The sequence below is a fragment of the Priestia sp. HNGD-A6 genome, from assembly GCF_045784335.1.
GTDB classification, from domain to species: domain Bacteria; phylum Bacillota; class Bacilli; order Bacillales; family Bacillaceae_H; genus Priestia; species Priestia zanthoxyli.
This window is the reverse complement of record NZ_CP138621.1, coordinates 1474443-1493570: the sequence shown is the minus strand read 5'-3', so window position 1 is coordinate 1493570 and position 19128 is coordinate 1474443. Positions and strand designations below refer to the sequence as shown.

General features: G+C 37.5%; 20 protein-coding genes. 9 read left to right on the top strand and 11 right to left on the bottom strand.

Annotated elements, in window-relative coordinates:
- Positions 1–135 precede the first annotated feature (135 nt).
- The 5 genes from SCI76_RS07615 (at position 136) to ptsP (ending at position 6319) form a co-directional block, all read left to right on the top strand.
- On the top strand, positions 136–1008 hold the full coding sequence (locus SCI76_RS07615; protein WP_168760468.1) for a hypothetical protein: 873 nt from the start codon (positions 136–138) through the stop codon (positions 1006–1008).
- Between the two features lie 131 nt (positions 1009–1139).
- Positions 1140–1988, top strand: coding sequence for a glucose PTS transporter transcription antiterminator GlcT (gene glcT, locus SCI76_RS07610; protein ID WP_013056009.1), 849 nt, complete (start codon positions 1140–1142; stop codon positions 1986–1988).
- A 270-nt stretch (positions 1989–2258) separates the two neighbouring features.
- A complete protein-coding gene (gene ptsG / locus SCI76_RS07605; RefSeq protein WP_028414132.1) occupies positions 2259–4313 on the top strand; it encodes a glucose-specific PTS transporter subunit IIBC in 2055 nt (684 codons plus the stop codon).
- 18 nt (positions 4314–4331) lie between these two features.
- Positions 4332–4598, top strand: coding sequence for a phosphocarrier protein HPr (locus SCI76_RS07600; protein ID WP_013056011.1), 267 nt, complete (start codon positions 4332–4334; stop codon positions 4596–4598).
- Positions 4598–6319, top strand: coding sequence for a phosphoenolpyruvate--protein phosphotransferase (gene ptsP / locus SCI76_RS07595; protein WP_013082261.1), 1722 nt, complete (start codon positions 4598–4600; stop codon positions 6317–6319). Before SCI76_RS07600 ends, ptsP begins: the two co-directional genes overlap by 1 nt.
- A 41-nt stretch (positions 6320–6360) precedes the next feature.
- Here ptsP and SCI76_RS07590 read toward each other — a convergent pair whose 3' ends face one another.
- The 3 genes from SCI76_RS07590 to SCI76_RS07580 form a co-directional block, all read right to left on the bottom strand.
- Positions 6361–7047, bottom strand: a complete 687-nt coding sequence (locus SCI76_RS07590; RefSeq protein ID WP_033578394.1) for an LrgB family protein — start codon at positions 7045–7047, stop codon at positions 6361–6363.
- Positions 7044–7412, bottom strand: coding sequence for a CidA/LrgA family holin-like protein (locus SCI76_RS07585; RefSeq protein WP_014461029.1), 369 nt, complete (start codon positions 7410–7412; stop codon positions 7044–7046). The genes SCI76_RS07590 and SCI76_RS07585 overlap by 4 nt, the downstream gene beginning before the upstream one ends.
- A 501-nt stretch (positions 7413–7913) precedes the next feature.
- Positions 7914–8789 (bottom strand): LysR family transcriptional regulator, encoded by an 876-nt coding sequence (locus SCI76_RS07580; RefSeq protein ID WP_033578395.1) that lies wholly within the window; start codon positions 8787–8789, stop codon positions 7914–7916.
- A 241-nt stretch (positions 8790–9030) separates the two neighbouring features.
- Between SCI76_RS07580 and SCI76_RS07575 the strand changes: the two genes are divergently transcribed.
- Positions 9031–9807 carry a hypothetical protein gene (locus tag SCI76_RS07575; RefSeq protein ID WP_033578396.1) on the top strand — a complete coding sequence of 259 codons (777 nt, stop codon included), beginning with the start codon at positions 9031–9033 and terminating at the stop codon, positions 9805–9807.
- 139 nt (positions 9808–9946) lie between these two features.
- Here the strand turns inward: SCI76_RS07575 and SCI76_RS07570 are convergent, their stop codons facing one another.
- A complete protein-coding gene (locus SCI76_RS07570; protein WP_033578397.1) occupies positions 9947–10642 on the bottom strand; it encodes a GNAT family N-acetyltransferase in 696 nt (231 codons plus the stop codon).
- 140 nt (positions 10643–10782) lie between these two features.
- Here SCI76_RS07570 and SCI76_RS07565 point away from each other — a divergent pair, with 140 nt between their 5' ends.
- The gene (locus SCI76_RS07565) at positions 10783–11568 is read left to right on the top strand and encodes an SDR family oxidoreductase (RefSeq protein WP_028414127.1); all 786 of its coding nucleotides are present in this window, start codon (positions 10783–10785) and stop codon (positions 11566–11568) included.
- Positions 11569–11604: 36 nt separating this feature from the next.
- Here SCI76_RS07565 and SCI76_RS07560 read toward each other — a convergent pair whose 3' ends face one another.
- From SCI76_RS07560 to SCI76_RS07540, 5 genes are all read right to left on the bottom strand, one after another.
- The gene (locus SCI76_RS07560) at positions 11605–12216 is read right to left on the bottom strand and encodes a nitroreductase family protein (RefSeq protein WP_014461024.1); all 612 of its coding nucleotides are present in this window, start codon (positions 12214–12216) and stop codon (positions 11605–11607) included.
- Between the two features lie 152 nt (positions 12217–12368).
- The gene (locus SCI76_RS07555) at positions 12369–13535 is read right to left on the bottom strand and encodes an aminotransferase A (protein WP_063247559.1); all 1167 of its coding nucleotides are present in this window, start codon (positions 13533–13535) and stop codon (positions 12369–12371) included.
- A gap of 96 nt (positions 13536–13631) precedes the next feature.
- Positions 13632–13853 (bottom strand): IDEAL domain-containing protein, encoded by a 222-nt coding sequence (locus tag SCI76_RS07550; RefSeq protein WP_028414125.1) that lies wholly within the window; start codon positions 13851–13853, stop codon positions 13632–13634.
- A 203-nt stretch (positions 13854–14056) separates the two neighbouring features.
- Positions 14057–14251, bottom strand: a complete 195-nt coding sequence (locus SCI76_RS07545) for a hypothetical protein (protein WP_013056022.1) — start codon at positions 14249–14251, stop codon at positions 14057–14059.
- A gap of 113 nt (positions 14252–14364) precedes the next feature.
- Positions 14365–14964: a TetR/AcrR family transcriptional regulator gene (locus SCI76_RS07540; RefSeq protein ID WP_013082269.1), complete on the bottom strand. Its 600-nt coding sequence runs from the start codon at positions 14962–14964 to the stop codon at positions 14365–14367.
- A gap of 297 nt (positions 14965–15261) precedes the next feature.
- On the opposite strand from SCI76_RS07540, the gene SCI76_RS07535 reads away from it, so the two are divergent.
- Positions 15262–16167, top strand: coding sequence for a chemotaxis protein (locus tag SCI76_RS07535; protein ID WP_168760469.1), 906 nt, complete (start codon positions 15262–15264; stop codon positions 16165–16167).
- A gap of 50 nt (positions 16168–16217) precedes the next feature.
- Here SCI76_RS07535 and SCI76_RS07530 read toward each other — a convergent pair whose 3' ends face one another.
- Together SCI76_RS07530 and SCI76_RS07525 are read right to left on the bottom strand one after the other, a co-directional pair.
- Positions 16218–16685, bottom strand: a complete 468-nt coding sequence (locus SCI76_RS07530; protein WP_013056025.1) for a YkyB family protein — start codon at positions 16683–16685, stop codon at positions 16218–16220.
- A 254-nt stretch (positions 16686–16939) separates the two neighbouring features.
- Complete coding sequence (locus SCI76_RS07525; RefSeq protein ID WP_168760470.1) at positions 16940–17452, bottom strand: L,D-transpeptidase family protein; 513 nt, start codon at positions 17450–17452, stop codon at positions 16940–16942.
- Positions 17453–17554: 102 nt separating this feature from the next.
- Between SCI76_RS07525 and SCI76_RS07520 the strand changes: the two genes are divergently transcribed.
- Positions 17555–19081 (top strand): Ppx/GppA family phosphatase, encoded by a 1527-nt coding sequence (locus tag SCI76_RS07520; RefSeq protein ID WP_168760471.1) that lies wholly within the window; start codon positions 17555–17557, stop codon positions 19079–19081.
- The last annotated feature ends 47 nt before the right edge of the window (positions 19082–19128 follow it).

The following is a 19128-nucleotide window of genomic DNA, read 5'->3' as shown; positions in this document are numbered from 1 at the left end:
TGTATCCGATTTGTTCGCCTTTAGATTGGATTGATGTAGTATGTCTCAATCTCTTTTGAATAGCAGCTAGCTATGTATAATTTAGCTAAAACGTCTTACTCTAAGTAATAATTAGGTCGTAAAAGGGAGACGTCTATGCCTCATTATACTGCTTTTTTTGCATTGATTATTATCAGCGCAGCCGTTTTGCTTACAGTATTCATACGTAAAAAAGATAAAAAGCTAGTCGTTTTGCTTTTTTTTATCATTGGAATGGCTTATGTACTAGAGTATGTTGTATTTGTGTTGTTTGAAAGTTACGAGTACGATCCTGATTTTATGACCAATGAATATTTTGATAATTTGTTTGGGTCCTTAACTTCTCAAACGTTTGCTTTTCCAATCATGGCTATGGTGGTAGCTGCTTATCAATTAAAATTTCGCTATATTTTAATCATTTCGGCTATGTTTATGGGGATTGAAGAATTATTTTTACACTGGGATATCTATACACATCACTGGTGGAAAACAATTTATACAGGCGTTTTAATGACTATAGGCTTTAGTATTTCAAAGATTTGGTATGTATGGCTAACAGAACGGTATATGACATTTGTGCATTACGCTACATTTTTTCTGGGAATGCTCGCCATTACTTCTACTATTATGTTTCTGCTGCTAGCATACTTTCATAATAATTGGTTTTATACGGGATGGTTTGCGTCGGCTACTCATGATTCCGTAAATGCAACGATGATTTATGTTTGTATTGTTACGATTCTCCTCGTTTGGAGTGTAGTCAAAGAATTTTTTATTGGAGCTGGGATCATTATAGCGGGGCTGCGTATAGTAGATATTTTACTAATTCACTATGGGATTTTACTGGTATCTATTACCACTTCACTTGTTCTTTTTACGCTTTTACAAGCGGGTATATTCATTCTGAGCGTTATGCTTCAACATTTTATTATGAAAAATTGTTATGGGACGAGTAAAAAAGACGTTGCGTTTCCAGCGAAGAACTACTAAGATAATACGTAACTCAAATAGTTTAGTTCAATAATATTTGAAACAAAGAAAAATGAATTGACGGTTATGCGTATTATTTGTAAGATAGGAAAGCAAATAATAGAAAGCCGAAACAGGGGAGTGAAGGATTCGTGAAAGAGTCCTTTTTTGTAGAAAAGGTACTTAATAATAATGTATTAATTGCTAAACACCTTACCTATGATGAAGTTGTGCTAATTGGGAAAGGAATAGGGTTCAACAAGAAAAAAGGCGATGAAATCGATGCAAAAGCCGTGGAAAAAATGTTTTTGCTAAAGAGTGAAGAAGAGCAAGAACAGTACAAGCAGCTTTTAGCTCAGGTGGATGAAGATGTAATTGAAATGATGAATGATATTGTAACGCATATTCAAAAACGCGTTAATATCCCTTTGAATGAGCATATACACATTTCATTGACAGATCATATCGCCTTTGCGATAAAACGTTTTCAGCAGGGGATGGGTCTTAAAAATCCATTTTTACTTGAAACAAAAGCCTTATATCCAGAGGAATATACGATCGCATCTGAAGTGGTAGAGATCATTAGTCGTAAAATAGGCGTGCAGCTTCCGGTAGGAGAGATTGGTTTTATCGCGCTTCATATCCATAGTGCGCTGACTGAAAAAAACCTGTTAGAAGTGAATCAAGACTCGCAGCTTATTCAAACGATCATTAATGTGATTGAAGAATCGCTTCATCTGCAGGTAGACAAAGAATCTGTACACTATATGAGATTGATTCGTCATTTGCATTTTGCCATTGATCGAGTAAAAACAGGGGAAAAAATAGAAGAGCCAAAAAAAATTGCTTTGCTATTGAAAGAAGAATATCCTCTGTGTTACAATGTGTCTTGGAAAGTGATAAAAGTAATGCAGCAAGCGTTACATTTACCTGTGTATGAAGCAGAAGCAGTTTACTTAACGATGCATCTGCAGCGACTTATAACAAAAACGGATTTATAAAATCATTTCAATACGTGTTACTGATACGATCAGGCATGAGTGAGAAATGAAGCGATGTGTAATTGGATGAGTATATCCATTTGTCGTTTCTTTTTCCTCATGCCTTTTTTTGTTATAAGAAAGCGCAATCATTGAAGACTTCGCCTCATAACACCGGGAAATGTAATGAGTTTTCTAGTTAAAGAAAGCGTTTTATGAAAGCGCGTTAATGATTCACGTATCAAATAAATAGCTTGTTGCACACTAAATATATAAAAGGAGGTAAGCGCCATGTTTAAAAAACTTTTTGGAGTATTACAAAAAGTCGGAAAAGCGCTTATGCTACCGGTTGCGATTTTACCGGCAGCAGGGATTTTACTTGGAGTAGGGACAGCGCTTCAAAACCCTACATTGTTGGATGCAGTACCGGCACTTGGTGCAGACTGGGTTCAATTAGTTTCAAATGTTTTGTCGCAGGCGGGTCAAATCGTATTTGACAACTTATCGCTATTGTTTGCCGTTGGTGTTGCCGTTGGTTTAGCCGGTGGTGACGGTGTAGCAGGTATTGCTGCAATCGTAGGTTACTTAATTATGAACAAAACGATGAGCACAATCTTAGTTGCTACAGGACAACTAGATCCTGACAAAATGGGTGCTAATCCAGCTTACACTAGCATCTTAGGAATTCCTACGTTAGCTACGGGTGTATTCGGGGGTATCATAGTAGGTATTTTAGCTTCATCCATGTATAATCGTTATTTCAATATTGAATTACCATCTTACTTAGGGTTCTTTGCAGGAAAACGATTTGTACCAATTATTACTGGGGTATTTTCAATTCTTTTAGGTGTTATTATGATTTTCATTTGGCCGCCAATTCAAAGCGGATTAAATGCTTTCTCTACCAACATGATTGATGCAAACCCAACTTTATCAGCGTTTGTATTTGGATTAATTGAACGTTCATTAATTCCATTTGGACTTCATCACATCTTCTACTCTCCGTTCTGGTTTGAGTTTGGTGATTATGTCAATAAAGCAGGTCAACATATTCATGGTGACCAAAAGATTTTCTTTGCTCAATTAGCAGATGGCGTGCCTTTAACAGCAGGAACATTCCAAGTTGGTAAATTCCCGTTCATGATGTTCGGATTGCCAGCAGCCGCTCTTGCGATTTATCACGAAGCGCGTCCTGAAAACAAAAAATATGTAGCTGGTATCATGGGTTCAGCTGCTTTAACATCTTTCTTAACGGGTATTACAGAGCCGCTTGAGTTCTCGTTCTTATTCGTAGCACCAGTATTATTTGCGATTCACGCAGTATTTGCTGGTTTGTCGTTTATGGTTATGCAATTATTAAATGTTAAAATCGGTATGACATTCTCAGGTGGGGTTATCGATTACGTTCTATTTGGAGTTATGCAAAACCGCACAGCATGGTGGCTAGTTATTCCAGTAGGTTTAGTTCTAGCAGTTATCTACTACTTCGGTTTCCGCTTTGCAATCCGTAAATTTAACTTAAAAACACCGGGTCGTGAAGATAAAGAAGAAGGAGAAGAAGATGTAAAAGTAGAAGCAGCAGAGCTTCCGACAAATATTTTGGCTGCACTTGGCGGTAAAGAAAACATTACACATTTAGATGCTTGTATTACGCGTTTACGTGTTTCAGTAGATGATGTGGGTAACGTTGATAAAAACCGTTTGAAAAAACTTGGAGCAGCTGGTGTTCTTGAAGTTGGCAACAATATTCAAGCTATTTTCGGTCCGAAATCTGACACGTTAAAAGGTCAAATTCAAGACATTATGAATGGCAAAACACCGGTTGTCACAAAAGAAGAGACAAAAACAATTGAAAAACCTGTTGCAACATCTGAAGTAGGAAGCGATAATGGTAATGATATTGTTTCACCGATTGAGGGAGAATTGGTACCTTTATCGGAAGTACCAGATCAGGTATTTTCACAAAAATTAATGGGTGACGGTTTTGCGATTATTCCGAAAACAGGCACAGTAGTTGCACCAGTGGACGGAAAAATAGTAAACTTATTCCCGACGAAACATGCTTTAGGTATTGAATCAACGACTGGACGTGAAATTTTAATTCACGTTGGTATTGATACAGTTAATTTAAAAGGCGAAGGTTTTGAAGCTTTAGTTGCCCAAGGCGATGAAGTGAAAAAAGGACAGCCTCTATTGAAAATTGATTTAGACTTTGTAAAAGAAAATGCGCCATCGACGATTACGCCGATCATTTTCACGAATTTACAAGCTGATGAAAAAATTGATATCTTAAAGCAGGGCCAAGTTTCTCAACAAGAAGCAAATATTATTAACATTTCAAAGTAAAAAGGAGATTGATTTAACATGGCACAAAAAACATTTACAGTAACAGCAGACTCAGGAATTCACGCACGTCCAGCAACAACTTTAGTACAAGCAGCAAGCAAATTTGATTCTGACATCAACTTAGAATTCAACGGTAAAACTGTAAACTTAAAATCAATCATGGGCGTTATGTCTTTAGGTATTCAAAAAGGCGCTACAATCACTATCTCTGCAGAAGGTTCTGACGAAGCAGATGCACTTGCTGCTCTTGAAGATACAATGAGCAAAGAAGGATTAGGCGAATAATGACAAAGGAAATTCAAGGCATTGCCGCTTCTAGCGGCATTGCTATTGCTAAAGCATTTCGTCTAGAAAATCCAGAATTAACCGTTGAAAAAAAATCAGTAACTGAAGTTGAAGCAGAAGTAGCACGTCTAGAAGCTGCGCTAGAAAAATCAAAATCAGAACTTGAAATTATTAGAGAGCACGCTCGTAAAGAACTTGGAGATGACAAAGCAGAAATCTTTGAAGCTCACTTATTAGTTCTAAGCGATCCTGAACTTATTAATCCAATTAAAGATAAAATTACGAATGAAAATGTAAACGCTGAACATGCACTTGATGAAGTAGCGGCAATGTTTATTAATATGTTTGAGTCAATGGACAATGAATATATGAAAGAACGTGCTGCTGATATCCGTGACGTAACCAAACGTGTATTAGCTCATCTTTTAGGTGTAAACGTTTCAAATCCAAGCTTAATCTCAGAAGAAGTTGTCATTATCGCAGAAGATTTAACGCCGTCTGATACAGCACAGTTAAATCGTAAGTTCGTAAAAGGATTTACAACAGATATTGGCGGACGTACTTCTCACTCAGCAATTATGGCGCGTTCAATGGAGATCCCAGCTGTTGTAGGTACAAAAACAGTTATGGAAGACATTCAAAACGGCGTATTAGTAATTGTTGATGGTTTAGATGGCGAAGTTATCGTTGATCCAAGCGAAGAAACAGTAAAAGCTTACGAGAAAAAAGCCGCTGAGTATGCAGAACAAAAAGCTGAGTGGGCTAAGCTTGTAAATGAAAAAACGGTTTCAGCTGATGATCATCACGTTGAACTTGCAGCTAACATTGGTACACCAGAAGATGTAAAAGGCGTATTAGAAAACGGCGGCGAAGGCGTTGGCCTTTATCGTACAGAATTCTTATATATGGGCCGCGAAGATCTTCCGACGGAAGAAGAGCAGTTTACTTCTTATAAAACAGTTCTTGAACGTATGGAAGGCAAACCAGTGGTTGTTCGTACTCTTGACATCGGTGGAGACAAAGAGCTTCCTTATTTAAATCTACCAAAAGAAATGAACCCATTCTTAGGATTCCGTGCCATTCGCTTATGTCTAGAGATGCAAGACATGTTCCGTACACAGCTTCGTGCGCTTCTACGTGCAAGCGTATACGGTAATCTGAAAATTATGTTTCCTATGATCGCTACTGTTGATGAGTTCCGTCAAGCAAAAGCTATTCTTTTAGAAGAAAAAGCAAAACTTCAACAAGAAGGCGTACAAGTTTCGGAAGACATCGAAGTAGGGATGATGGTAGAGATTCCTTCTTCAGCGGTAATCGCAGATTTATTTGCTAAAGAAGTAGATTTCTTCTCTATCGGAACAAACGATTTAATTCAATACACGCTTGCTGCTGACCGCATGAATGAGCGCGTGTCTTATTTATACCAACCGTATAACCCAGCGATTCTTCGCTTAGTGAATATGGTAATCAAAGCGGCTCACAAAGAAGGTAAGTGGGTAGGCATGTGCGGAGAGATGGCAGGAGATGAGATTGCCATTCCAATTCTTTTAGGCTTAGGCTTAGATGAATTCTCAATGAGTGCAACGTCTATTCTGAAAGCTCGTTCTCAAATCCGTCAATTATCAAAAGCTGATATCGAACCTCATTTAGATACAATTCTATCAATGTCTTCTACGGAAGAAGTTATTGAGTTCGTAAAATCAACTTTTCATATTGGATAATAAAAAGGTGTGATCATATATGATCACACCTTTTTTATCTTTTAAGAGAAAATAGTAGGCAAAAGCATATTTGCAAACAGCATTGTAAGAAGTGCTGCTACGATCATGCCAAGGCTAGAAAAAGTGCCTTCAATTTTTCCAAATTCAAAAGCTCTTGCTGTACCTGTCCCATGGGAAGCTACTCCTAAAAGAAGACCTCTTGCTAGAGAAGAGTGCAGTGCGAGGAGCTTAATCAGTTTTGGAGCGACCATACATCCTACTACACCGGTTATAATCACAAACATAATGGTAATATTCGGATCTCCTCCTAGCGTCTGAGACACATTAACGGCAATAGGAATCGTAACCGATCTTGGAATCAAGCTATGAACCAGCGTTGATTGTAAATGAAACACTAATGCTAACAGCATGGAAGAAATCATGGCAGCAAACGTTCCGAGCCCTACGCTTAAGCTGATTTCAACACGATGTTTTTTGAGTAAATCAAAGTATTTAAACATAGGAACAGCAAAAGCAACAGTTGCTGGTCCAAGCATAAAGCTAATAGCACTGGCACCTTGCTTATAATGATCATAAGAGCCATTCGTTACTAATAAGATGCCAATTAAAAGAATGGGGGCTAGTAAAATAGGGGAAACTAGCATAGACTTATATTTTTTATAGAGCACTTTTGTGCCGACATAAACGAGCAGTGTAAGCGGAAGAGCAATCCATGTGAGTAATGTCATTTTAGCGAACCTTCCTTTCTTCTTGAAATATGTTCTGCAATGATTCCCGTTACAGACATCACAATGATCGTACTGATTGTGATAATAATCACAATCTGGATTCCAAAATGCATCAATACATCTCCATAATTGATGAGTCCAACGACGGCTGGTATGAAAAATAATAATAGTTCTCCCACTAACAGTGTTCCACCTTGTTCAACCCAGCTTAATTTAATTACTTTAAAGTACAGTAAGAAAAACAGTAAGAAAAATCCGATGATACTACCTGGCACTGGGAGGTCAAACCACTGTGAAATACTTTCTCCTATTAAAAACAGAGCCGTTAGTAATAAAATCTGTAAAATCACCATAATCAGTTTCATGATTAGCCTCCTTTATTTATGTTTTTATTCATTCATTCATTCCTAGTTTGTTGAGACAATAATGGAGTCGTCTATGCTGAAAAGACGACTCCATCATGGGAAAAGAGAAACTATTTGGATTTTGCAAATGGGGATACAACTTAAGTAAATGAATGCTACACACTTATCTTACAAAAAAACGACTATAATATGAAATATATAATAACTATGATAACTATTCTTTTTAGTTATAGTCGCAAGAAATCTCTTTACAAATGCGTTGGTAACCTTTTCAAAAAAGCGTTTGTGAAATATAAGGTGTAATTATTTAATAAAAGGCAATCAAAAAAAGAAATTGTGACATGCCTACATCCATTCAATCTAAAGACGAACCAATGGGATAAATGATTTAGTATGAATGACTTGTTACACCGCCATGAAAAAAATCCGAACGAGTTTGATTCTTGATGGAGAATCAGGCTCGTTCGGATTTTTAATTAAACTACTTTTGTCTTAGCTTTGTTAAACTGTACTTTTAATATAATCAATAAAAGCCTGCGTAGCATAAGAGATATATCGATCTTTTTTAACGATTAAAGCAATTTCCCATGGAATAGCATTCTCGAGATTAATTACTTTCATATGCTCCAAATCAAGCTTTTCACATAATGAATAAGGGAAAAGAGCAATGCCGAGATTAGCAGCTACCAGCTCTCCAATGAAGTCCCACTGAGAGCTTTTAAAAGCAATATTAGGCGTAAATCCATTTTTTAAACATTCGTTATAGACCATTTCATGCATGGTGAAGTCTTCATGAAAGGAAATAAGCGTTTCGTCTTTTAACTCTTTTAATGAAATCGTAGAATGCTGAGCCAACGGATGAGATTTATGCACAACAAGCTGCAGCGTTTCTCGAGCTAAAGGAGTCGTAAAGAACATATTTTCATCAACTGGAAGTAAAACTACCCCTACGTCCACTTCTCCTTGTTCCACAAACTTTTGCATTCTTTTAGCGCCATATTCCACTAATTGAATATCAATCTCAGGGTATTGCTCTCGAAATGCTTTAATAATAGTAGGAAAAAACAATGTACCAATAATAGGGGGAATGCCTATTTTGATGGTTCCTCTTTTTAAATGCATTAAATCATAGAGGGAATCCGATAAATCTCGGAGAGAAGATAAAATGCTTTCAGCTTGCTCGTACACAATTATTCCTGCATCGGTAAGCTGCACTTGTTTGCCAGCGCGATCAAACAAAGGTGTGCCGAGCTCTTCTTCTAATGATTTAACCATTTTACTGAGAGAAGGTTGAGAAATATGCAGCGCTTCAGAAGCTCTTGTGAAATTTTTATGTTTAGCCACTTCTGTTAAGTAATGCAAATGGCGAACATCCATTTTGTATACCTCCGTGTTCATACATGCTAATTAATAAGATACACACATTCTACCACATTCACGATCAGCTCTATACCTTTCTGTTCTATCCAATAAAATGATCAGTAGAAGGGGGAGTGAATACAAAAGAAATTGCTAACAATATATATTTACACATTGTTTATTTTAGAAGTATAATATATAAATCAGTAGAACGGTTACATATCGATCACAGAATCAATCAATAAGGTGGTTAGAACGGTTGAGTAAAGCAGATGAAATAAGAGATATCGTTTATATTAATGGCCATGTAAATAAAAAATGCTTTATTACATATGGAATTGAATTTAAAGAGTTTTATCATTCCCTTCCTACGCCGCTTGCAAATATATTATTGTTAAAGCACGGTTTTGAAGACAGTGATTACCATTACCAAACCCATATGGACTATGTAGAAGAAGAACAAATTCATCTTTTAGCAGAGGATGATGTTTATAATTATGGCGATTTTTGTTGGATTGATTTTGAGGATATATCTTCGTTGGATTTGTTAGAACCTCAAGATATTGCAGCGCTGCTGTATTTAGGTCATTTAAAAAAACCGCTCAATTCGCCATTTAATAATAAACTCGGTAATCAATTTGTTTATTTAGCTCACGATGATGGATTTTATAACAAAATCTATTTTCGAGACGTGTATGATATGAAGCACATTTTAAGTCGAATCATTCCGTTAAAAATGTCAGCAATTAAGCAAAAAAGATTTGTATTTAGAAGGAAGAAGTTAGAATATCCGATTTTGCCGCTCGTGTTAGCAAATACGCTTCTTACTTTAACGAATGACGGTTTGTTTATTGATTTTGAACATATGGTTCAATCCCGTAAAGATATTAAAATTCCTTTGTATACAATCGGTGATTTTGACGATATGAATGAAATGTATAATGATCGGTTTGAGCACAAAGAGATGAGTAAATTGCAGGCGCATCTTGTTCTGACTCATAAAGAACTGGAGTGGAGCATTGAAGAAGTTCAATAATCTAAAAAGAAGTTGAGACATAACGTAATGAATCCAATCAACTGCTAGAAGGAACGAGACAGATAAAACTATATTCACCATCACAAAAAAACGAACCACTAATCAAACATGTTGATTAATGGTTCGTTTTTCACTTGGGCTAAAATGCTTTTGTCCCAGCCTCTTTTTGAATAGACGTATAAAATGGATTTTTCCATTCCATTAGTACGGCGTAGTTGTGTGAATCTTCATCTTCAATATAATTTGCTGCGAGGCCAATAGGCGTTCTGCCACAGCGCATCAAAAAGGTCATAACGGGGTCGTAGAGAGTTCCGGCTGATACAAGGTTCATATATTCAACGGGCGTGTACAAGGAAGACACTGGTGCGTATCCAGGGATGCGGCACCCGCCGAGCAGCCTTTCTAACTTGTAATGAATCACCACTTCATATAAAGACTGCAACAGCAGCTTCCCAAGCCCCATTGATCGATGCGAAGGAGTGACGCACACGTCCACTACATAAAGCGTATTACCAGAAGGGTCGTGCGTATGAATATATCCGCTTCCTGTTACTTCATCCCATGTGTGAGCCGCATTTCCTTCCACTGAAACAATCGCGCTTGTGATAGATCCGCATATTGTCCCGTCTATCTCCACACATAGCGCTCCATCCGGAAAAAGGGAAACATGGTTATTTAACTGATCTTTACTCCATAATAATTCAGAAGGGAAAGGAGGGGGAAAACTTTCTTCTTGAATCCGAATCAACTCATCAAAATCATTCGATGTATATGATCGTACCGTACATATTACAGGCTTATTTTGATGAAAGACAAAGCATTGCTTTTTATACACTGCTTTTTTGCCTCCTTTAAGAAATAATTTTCAGATAATTATACCATATGGAAAAAAGAAATTATTTCATATTTATTGAAGAATTTGACGAGAACGTGATAAAGTTAAAAAGATTCGAACTATTAGATGAGGTGAAAGAAATGGATGTTGAATTAAAAGGAAAAACAGCGCTTGTATTTGCAGCCAGCCAAGGGCTTGGCAAAGCGATTGCTGCTAGACTCGCAGAAGAAGGCGCAAACGTTATGATTGCAAGTCGTTCAGAAGAGAAACTAGCCCAAGTAGCAGAAGAGATTTCATACCTTGGAAGCGGACAAGTGTTACATAAAACGGCAGACGTTACAAAAACAGAGGACATTCAAGATGTTATTCAATATACAGTAGATACGTTTGGAACTATTGATATTTTAATTAATAATACAGGAGGTCCTAAAGCTGGGAATTTCCTTTCGTTAACAGATGATGATTGGAAGCAGGCATTTGAGTTAAATCTCCTCAGCTATATTCGTATTATTCGTGAGGTAGTGCCCTTTATGAAAAAGAGCGGAGGACGTATTGTCAATATTGCTTCTTCTTCCATTAAAGAGCCAATTGCTGGACTTATTCTGTCAAATACCTTCCGTACAGGAATCGTGGGACTTACGAAAACACTTGCTTCAGAACTAGCAGAGGACGGTATCTTAATTAACACGGTTGCGCCAGGAAGAATTGCAACAGACCGAGTGAAAGAGCTAGATACCATTCGTGCTGAAAAAATGGGAGTAGACGTTTTAGAAGTTGAAGAAGAGATGAGAAACCAAATTCCTCTTAAGCGCTACGGTCAGCCTGAAGAGTTTGCTAAAGCCGTTGCTTTCTTTGTTTCGGGAGCGAATTCATATATGACAGGCCAGTCGTTTCTAATCGACGGAGGCATGGTGAAATCCATTTAGTTACATAGAAAAACCCTGCAGCTGCAGGGTTTTTTGTTAAATCCAAGTTGTAACTTGATCTAATGGTAAACGATCGCTAGCATGTGCTTCTTTAGCTGCTTTTCCAACTGAAATAAGCATAACTGGAATGTATCGATCCTCAATTTTAAACTCTTCTACAAATTTTTGTGCGTTAAATCCGCCCATTGAACATGTGTCATATCCTTTTGCTTTTGCTGCAAGCATGAATGTCATAGATGCAAGCGAAGCATTTGTAAACGCGGCATCGCGGGCGAAAGCACCGTTTTTATAAGCGCCGTTAATTTGTCCTGACAAAATGTTTTTTACGTCTTCTGTCATGTGACCCGCTTCGACTAGTGGGTTGTACACGTCATCTACATTTTTATTGGCTTCTAAATCACCTAACACAGCTACTACAGCGCCTGCTTCTGTAATTTGTTTTTGGTTGTAAGCAATTGGAAGTAGACGTTCTTTCGCATCTTGGTCTGTAATAACAACGAAATGCCAGTGCTGTAAGTTCCAAGCTGATGGTGACTTCACTGTTGCTTCTAAAAGTTCCGTTAATTCTTCTTTGCTTAATTTAGCTGAAGAGTCATATTCTCGAATCGATGTACGTTCATTTACCACATCAAAAAAATCTTTTGTCATAATAAAAACCTCCGTTAAAAGTATGTATTTCTTTAGTGAATCGATGCACATTTTATAATGATACACTATTGAAGTCAATTTATATGCTTCTAGTATACCCGCTCTTATGTGCTATCACTCACAAAAAAATGCATACACTTCTTACCACTGGTTTAACGTGATTGACGAGATGTAATAAGATAAGCTTCAATTCGATCACAGGCTTCACGCAGCGTGTTCATGGAATACGCATACGACAGGCGTACATATCCTTCACCGTGGGAAGAAAAAGCGCTGCCGGGTACTAGTGCAACACCCGCTTCTTTGACTAACTCCAGGGCAAAATCAAATGAATTACTGTGGAAGTTCTGGATAGAAGGGAAGATATAAAAAGCACCAGTCGGCTTTTCTACGTCAAATCCCATGTTTACTAGTCGGTCATACACATAATTCAGTCTTTGTTCGTATTCTTTTTTCATATCCACCGCATCGTTTTTACCTGCTGTCAGTGCCTCGAGTGCAGCTGCTTGAGAAACAGAAGAAGCACAGCTCACGTTGTATTGATGAACTTTCAAAATATGTTTGGCTAAATAAGAAGGAGCAAATAAAAGACCAATTCGCCAGCCCGTCATGGAGTGAGACTTTGATACTCCGTTAATAACAATTGTTTTCTCTCTCATAGATGAAATGGAGGCAATGGACTGATGTTTTTTATCAAAAACGAGCTCGCTGTATATTTCATCAGATAGTACAAAAATATTTTTATCGCTTAAAAGAGCGGAAATTTCTTCTAATTCTTGCTGTGACAACGTCACGCCTGTAGGGTTAGACGGATAAGGTAAGATGACGCATCTTGTTTTAGAGGTCAAATGTTGTTCGATTAAATCCGCAGTTAGTCGAAATCCTGTTTCGGTTGTATCAATATGTACAGGTTTAGCGCCGTTTAACCGGATAAGCGGTTCGTATCCTGGATAAACAGGTCCAGGCAAGATAACTTCGGAATCTTCTTCTAAAATGGTGCGAAGAGCAATATCAATTGCTTGACTAGCTCCAATGGTCACAATCACTTCATCCGCTGGGTTATAGTGCAAGTCATATTTTTCTTTGACAAATTGAGCTGCTGCCTCGCGCAGTTCGATTGTTCCAGCATTGTGGGTATAAGAAGTTTGGTTACCATCAATTGCAGATTTTGCCGCTTCTTTTACATGCTGTGGTGTTAAGAAGTCAGGTTGTCCAATTGTGAGGGATAAAACATCTTGGTATTGTGAGACCATATTATAAAATGTACGTATTCCTGATAGTTCAATTTCTTTGACACGTTTATTGATTAAGTGCTCCATGGTTTCAAATCCTTCCGCGTATTTTCAACTCATTTTATCACAATGAAAATAGGTAAAAAACCACTATTTGCGCATTTTGCAAATAGTGGTTTTAAGTTAGGTGTTATATAGCTTATTATAAGCAGTTGTTAGTTCATAAAATTGTTCTTCATCTCTGTTATCTAACGCATCGTCGATAAGAGATTTCAAATGCTGTTTATTAAAGTTTGTACTCATAGCCGTTAAAATACGATCAGCTTCTTTTGCGTAATAGTGTTGGTAAGGTGTGTACTGAGATGAGTGAGGATAGTGATTCATATTTTTTCGATAAGAACTCATAACATAAACCTCCTTTTTTAAAATAAAACGCAGCTTCTATTACTTGAAATGTACCCTTTCTATATAGTTGTTAACCCTGTTTTTAACTGCGAATGTGCTAAGGTATGTGTTAGGAAATCAGAGGTTCCTTGCTTCACGTTCAATTCTAGATTCAAAAAAATAAGTGCATAAAAAGACCTGCATATATATGCAGGTCTTGTATATTAGTCAGTGTGTATTTGGCCTTCACGCCAATAAACGGGGGAAACGTAGCCAAAATCAACTTCATGATCGTCCAATGTGACAACGCAGTGATCAGAGCCTTCTTGTTCTTTAATATCTTGATATACAGCTTCTTCTACGTTTTCAATAATGGTCATTTCATTATCGTCATTAAAAAGAATGACGGAGCCTTTCATATTACGAACACCTTCTTTTAAGATTATTCATTCACTTTGTGTAGTATAAACCGTTTTGGCTGTAGAGTCCACAGCTATCTTCGATTTCTTGTTAAAAATTTGTGAACAGGCTTTTAGGAATGAATAAGAAACCCTCTAAATAGAAGAGTAACCGACTTGTCTATTCTTTCTTGAAGGGTAGCAGAGTCGGGTTGGTTAGTACACCAGTAGAGAAGGGTGCCAAAAAAATTAAGTATAGCAATAGAAGCCATTTCTTCGGCAGGGATATCGACTATAAGTTCACCTCGGTCTTGTCCTGTTTGAAAAACTTTTGTAAAATGAGCGCGCATTTTTTCAATTTGAAGAATTTCAGATTGTTGAAAGGAACTGTTGGTAATAGCAATATGAAACCAAGAACGGATTAGGTGAGGGTTCGCTTCTTCGTTTGATTGTGCTAGTAATAAAAACAGTTGTTTAACAATGGCAGCAGTTGATTCTTCGGTTTGAAGGAGCTGTTCTAATTTATAGGAGATACGGTTTGTGAAATTAATTCCAAGGTAGTGAAGAACTTCTTCTTTTGTTTTGAAGTAATTAAAAAATGTTCCCTTTGCTACACCCGCTTCATGCGTAATTTGAGACACAGTCGTTTTTTGATATCCCTGCTGTTGGAATAAAGAGATAGCTGCTTTTTGAATGCGTTTTTTTGTTTCTTCTTTTTGTAATCCTCTGTTCATAAATTACACCTCATTTGAATAGGAGTGGTCGTTTGACTCAAGTTCATAAGCTAGTATAGAGAAGTAAAGTAGAGCAAGTAAAAAACTGAGCAGAGGATAAGGCGAAAGGGATCAACGCTCATGTTTTTATATAGTATATAATATTCTGTTAATTCGTAAAACAATATTTTATGTATATGTTTTAGGGAAAAAGGATAATAAAATAAGAAAATTTTTCTTTACGGATATAAGAGGCGGTCACTATAATAGGAAATATGGACTATTAGATAAGCGGGTGAGATGAGAGGAGTAAGTGATATGAATCAAGATAAAGGAATACTGTTAAAAAGTGGTACAAACGAACTGGAAATTGTCGAATTTGAGATAGGAAATGTTTTATTTGGCATCAATGTAGTAAAAGTTAGAGAGATTATTAATCCTGTATCTATTACACCTGTTCCAAATGCGCATTCTTACATAGAAGGTATTATAGAGCTAAGAGGAGAAGTTCTTCCTGTCGTTGACATAGCAAAAGCGTTAAAAATGGAACCTTCAAATACGCCGGAAAAAGATAAGTTAATCGTCACAGAGTTCAATCAGCAAAAAATAGTCTTTCACACACACGCAGTAACGCAAATTCACCGTATTTCTTGGAAAGAAATTGAGAAGCCTTCAGATTTGTATCAAGGTTTGGAAACGCAGATTACTGGAGTGGTAAAATTAAACGGGCAAATGCTTCTGCTGTTAGACTTCGAAAAGTTGATTTTTGATGTGAACCCTGATGCGGGTATTAATCAGTCGAAAATAAAAAAGCTAGGGGCTAGAGAACGTTCTAATAAAAAGATTGTCGTGGCTGAAGACTCGCCGCTGTTGCGCCGAATGATTGAAGATACTCTTGCACAAGCAGGTTATGAGAACACGGAATTTTTCGAGAACGGTGAGGAAGCATGGAACTATCTAAGCTCAGTGATCGATGAAGGAGTGGAAATCAGTGATCAAGTCCAGCTGCTTATTACAGATATAGAAATGCCGCAAATGGATGGCCATCATTTAACTAAAAAAGTGAAAGAAAATCCTCAGCTTTCTATCCTTCCAGTTATTATTTTCTCTTCTCTTATCACAGAAGATTTACGTCACAAGGGAAAAATGGTAGGAGCGGAAGGACAAGTAAGTAAGCCGGAAATCGGAGAGCTTGTTGAGTTGATTGATCTCTATATTTTGTAGGAAGACAAAAAAGTGCCTGAAAGCAGATTGCTCCACTTCAGGCACTTTTTTTAAAAATAACTTTTACCCAGCGGTTTAAACACAGGTGCTTGCCGTTTTCTTGGAGTCGAAACAGGGCTTTTAGCCGGCTGTACGAGATGACCCGTATATTTAGATAATAAGCGCTTCGCATAAGATAATGACATAGTCGTTTTGGGATTTCGATACTGATGGTTTAAATGGCCGAGGTGTGATAACTCTTTGAAGTCTTCTTTCTTTGGAGGCATATGGAAAAAGTAGTCTCCAACTGATACAAGTACATCTGATTTTTGCTGACTTTTACCAGGGTTTGGCGAAAAGTGAAGTCCTTCTTTTTTTGCTTTTCCTTCTAAAATTAGTTGATCTAATGCAATTTTCTTTAACGTATATAACTGCTTAGGATCAGGAGCAGCTTTTGCGTGACGATTTACAGTGAAAATAGCTTGTGCAATCTCAGATACAGACGGGGTCAAAGAGCCTTGTCCATTTGCTTGAGACATACGTTCACTCCCTTTCTATCATATCAGCTGTTCAACCTATAAGGTGAAAGCTGATACGTTCATTATAGCGTGTCTTGTCCCATTTGAAAATAATTACACGAAGAAGTATTTTGGTAATTAATGAAATTTCCTATGTATAGGGTTTGTTTTGTTACGCTTCCTTATACAAGTAAAGTGGAACAGCACGCCATACTTTCTATTTTTAAAAAATGCTGCTCGCACAGTTAAACAATCATTGATTAGTAAATCCCGAACTATTGAGCCATTCGTCGAGAGGGTCGAATATAAACACCAGTACCATTTGGCACAATTTGAGCTAGCTCATTTACTTGGGCATTATACATACGAATGCATCCTTTGGATACGGCTTTTCCAATAGAACTTGGATCATTTGTTCCGTGAATGCCATATGACTTTTTAGACAAGCTTAGCCACATTGTACCAAAAGGCCCCCCGGGGTTTGGTTCCCGGTTAACGATAACAAAGTCTCCAGTAGGCGTTGCGCTCAGCATTTTTCCTGCTGCAATGGGATAGACTTTTTGTATGATATTATTTTTTCGTAATTCAAGCTGTTTTTCAGCAATAAACACGTGGATCGTGTAAGGAATGAGCTCTTTATCGGGGAGGTTTGGAATGATGATTACTTGCCCAGGCTTCAGCGCATGATGGCTTACAAAAGGATTAGTCATCCACAGGTCTTCAACCGGAATCCGGTAGTCACCTGAAACGCTTTGCCAGGTTTCACCGCGCTTTACTATATATCTCATTAACTTCGCTCCTTTGATATATGACTATGCTGTAACAGTATACGATTGAAAAAAGTAAAAGTGACTTTTTAAAGTTATTTTGAAAAAGGTGTTGAAATTACATTGACTTATAAGCATGGACTGATTGATATAGGTTCAAATACGGTACGCCTTGTTATTTATGAATACAAAAAAGGCAGAGGGTTTAAGCAAATTGAAAACGTGAAAGTAGCTGCACGGATTCGAAATTATTTAGATAAAGAAGGCGTGTTAACGGCTAAAGGAATACATACCTTGCTTGATACGCTTAAAACGTTTGGAGTTATTACCAAGCATTATCAGCTGCTGCGCGTTACCTGTGTGGCCACAGCTACCATCCGTCAAGCGACTAATGCAAAAGAAGTTCTAGCCCTTGTAAAAAAAGAAACGGGCTTTTCTATTCAACTATTGTCTGAATATGAAGAAGCGTATTACGGCTTTGTTGCAGTTATTCATTCCACTTCGATCGAAGAAGCCATTACAATTGACATTGGCGGGGGAAGTACGGAAGTTACATATTTTCGCAATCGAGAGTTAGTGCAGTACCACAGCTTTCCATTCGGTGCCTTATCTCTACGTCTGCAGTTCGTCAAAGGCAATATTCCCACTGCAGAAGAAAAAGCGAAAATCCGGGATTTCGTGATCCGGCATTTCCATGCTGTCCCTTGGCTTTTAAATCGTCATGTGCCGATTGTAGCAATTGGAGGAAGTGCAAGAAGTATGGTGCAACTGCATCAAGGTTTTATCCACTATCCTCTCGCGGGGCTGCATCAATATGAAATGAATTTAGCTGATATATTGCATGTGAAATCTGCTATAGGCTCGTTGTCTTATCACAATCTTCAAAAGCTAGACCGCTTGTCAAACGATCGTGCGGATACAATTTTGCCAGCGATTGAAGTATTTCAATCAGTATATGAAACAGTGAACGCGACTCGCTTCATCCTAAGCCGCAAAGGCTTGAGAGAAGGGGTGTTATTTAAAGAAGCATCTGATGCTAATATCCAGCCAATGTACCCCGATGTCATACAGCAAAGTTTTCAAGAAATAATGGAAGAGTTTGAAGTAAGTAAAGATTACGTCAAACAGCTTACGCGCACAGCTAGTATGATGTTTCAGCATCTTAGGGAGCAGGGACCGGTTGAGTTAAAAGAGGATGACTTAGCGCTTCTTATAAAAGCTGCGCAAGTGTATGATATAGGAAAGTATATTGATGCGGAATCAAGCAGCCAGCATACGTTTTATGTGCTTGCTAATCGTACAATAGATGGAATTTCACATAGAGAACGTTTAAAGCTGGCACTTGTTTCTTCATATAAAGGGAAGTCTTCTTTTAGGCAATATGTTGCTCCTTTTAAAAAGTGGTTAACAAAAGACGAACAAAAAAAAGTTCAGCTGCTCGGTGCACTTTTAAAAATAGCTGATGGCTTACATGCAACAAAGCGAAATGTTGTTCAACATATTGATGTGAAAAGCGATGAAAACACAGTGACGATTAAACTATTATGTACAAAAACCTTTCTTCCTGAACAATATCAGGCTGAAAAACAGAAAAAGCATCTAGAAAAAGTAGTAAAAAAAAATATTGTTCTTGAATTTACTAAGCTTTAGAATAACGCTGGATCGGTTAGAATATTCAGTATAGCTAACTAGATTAA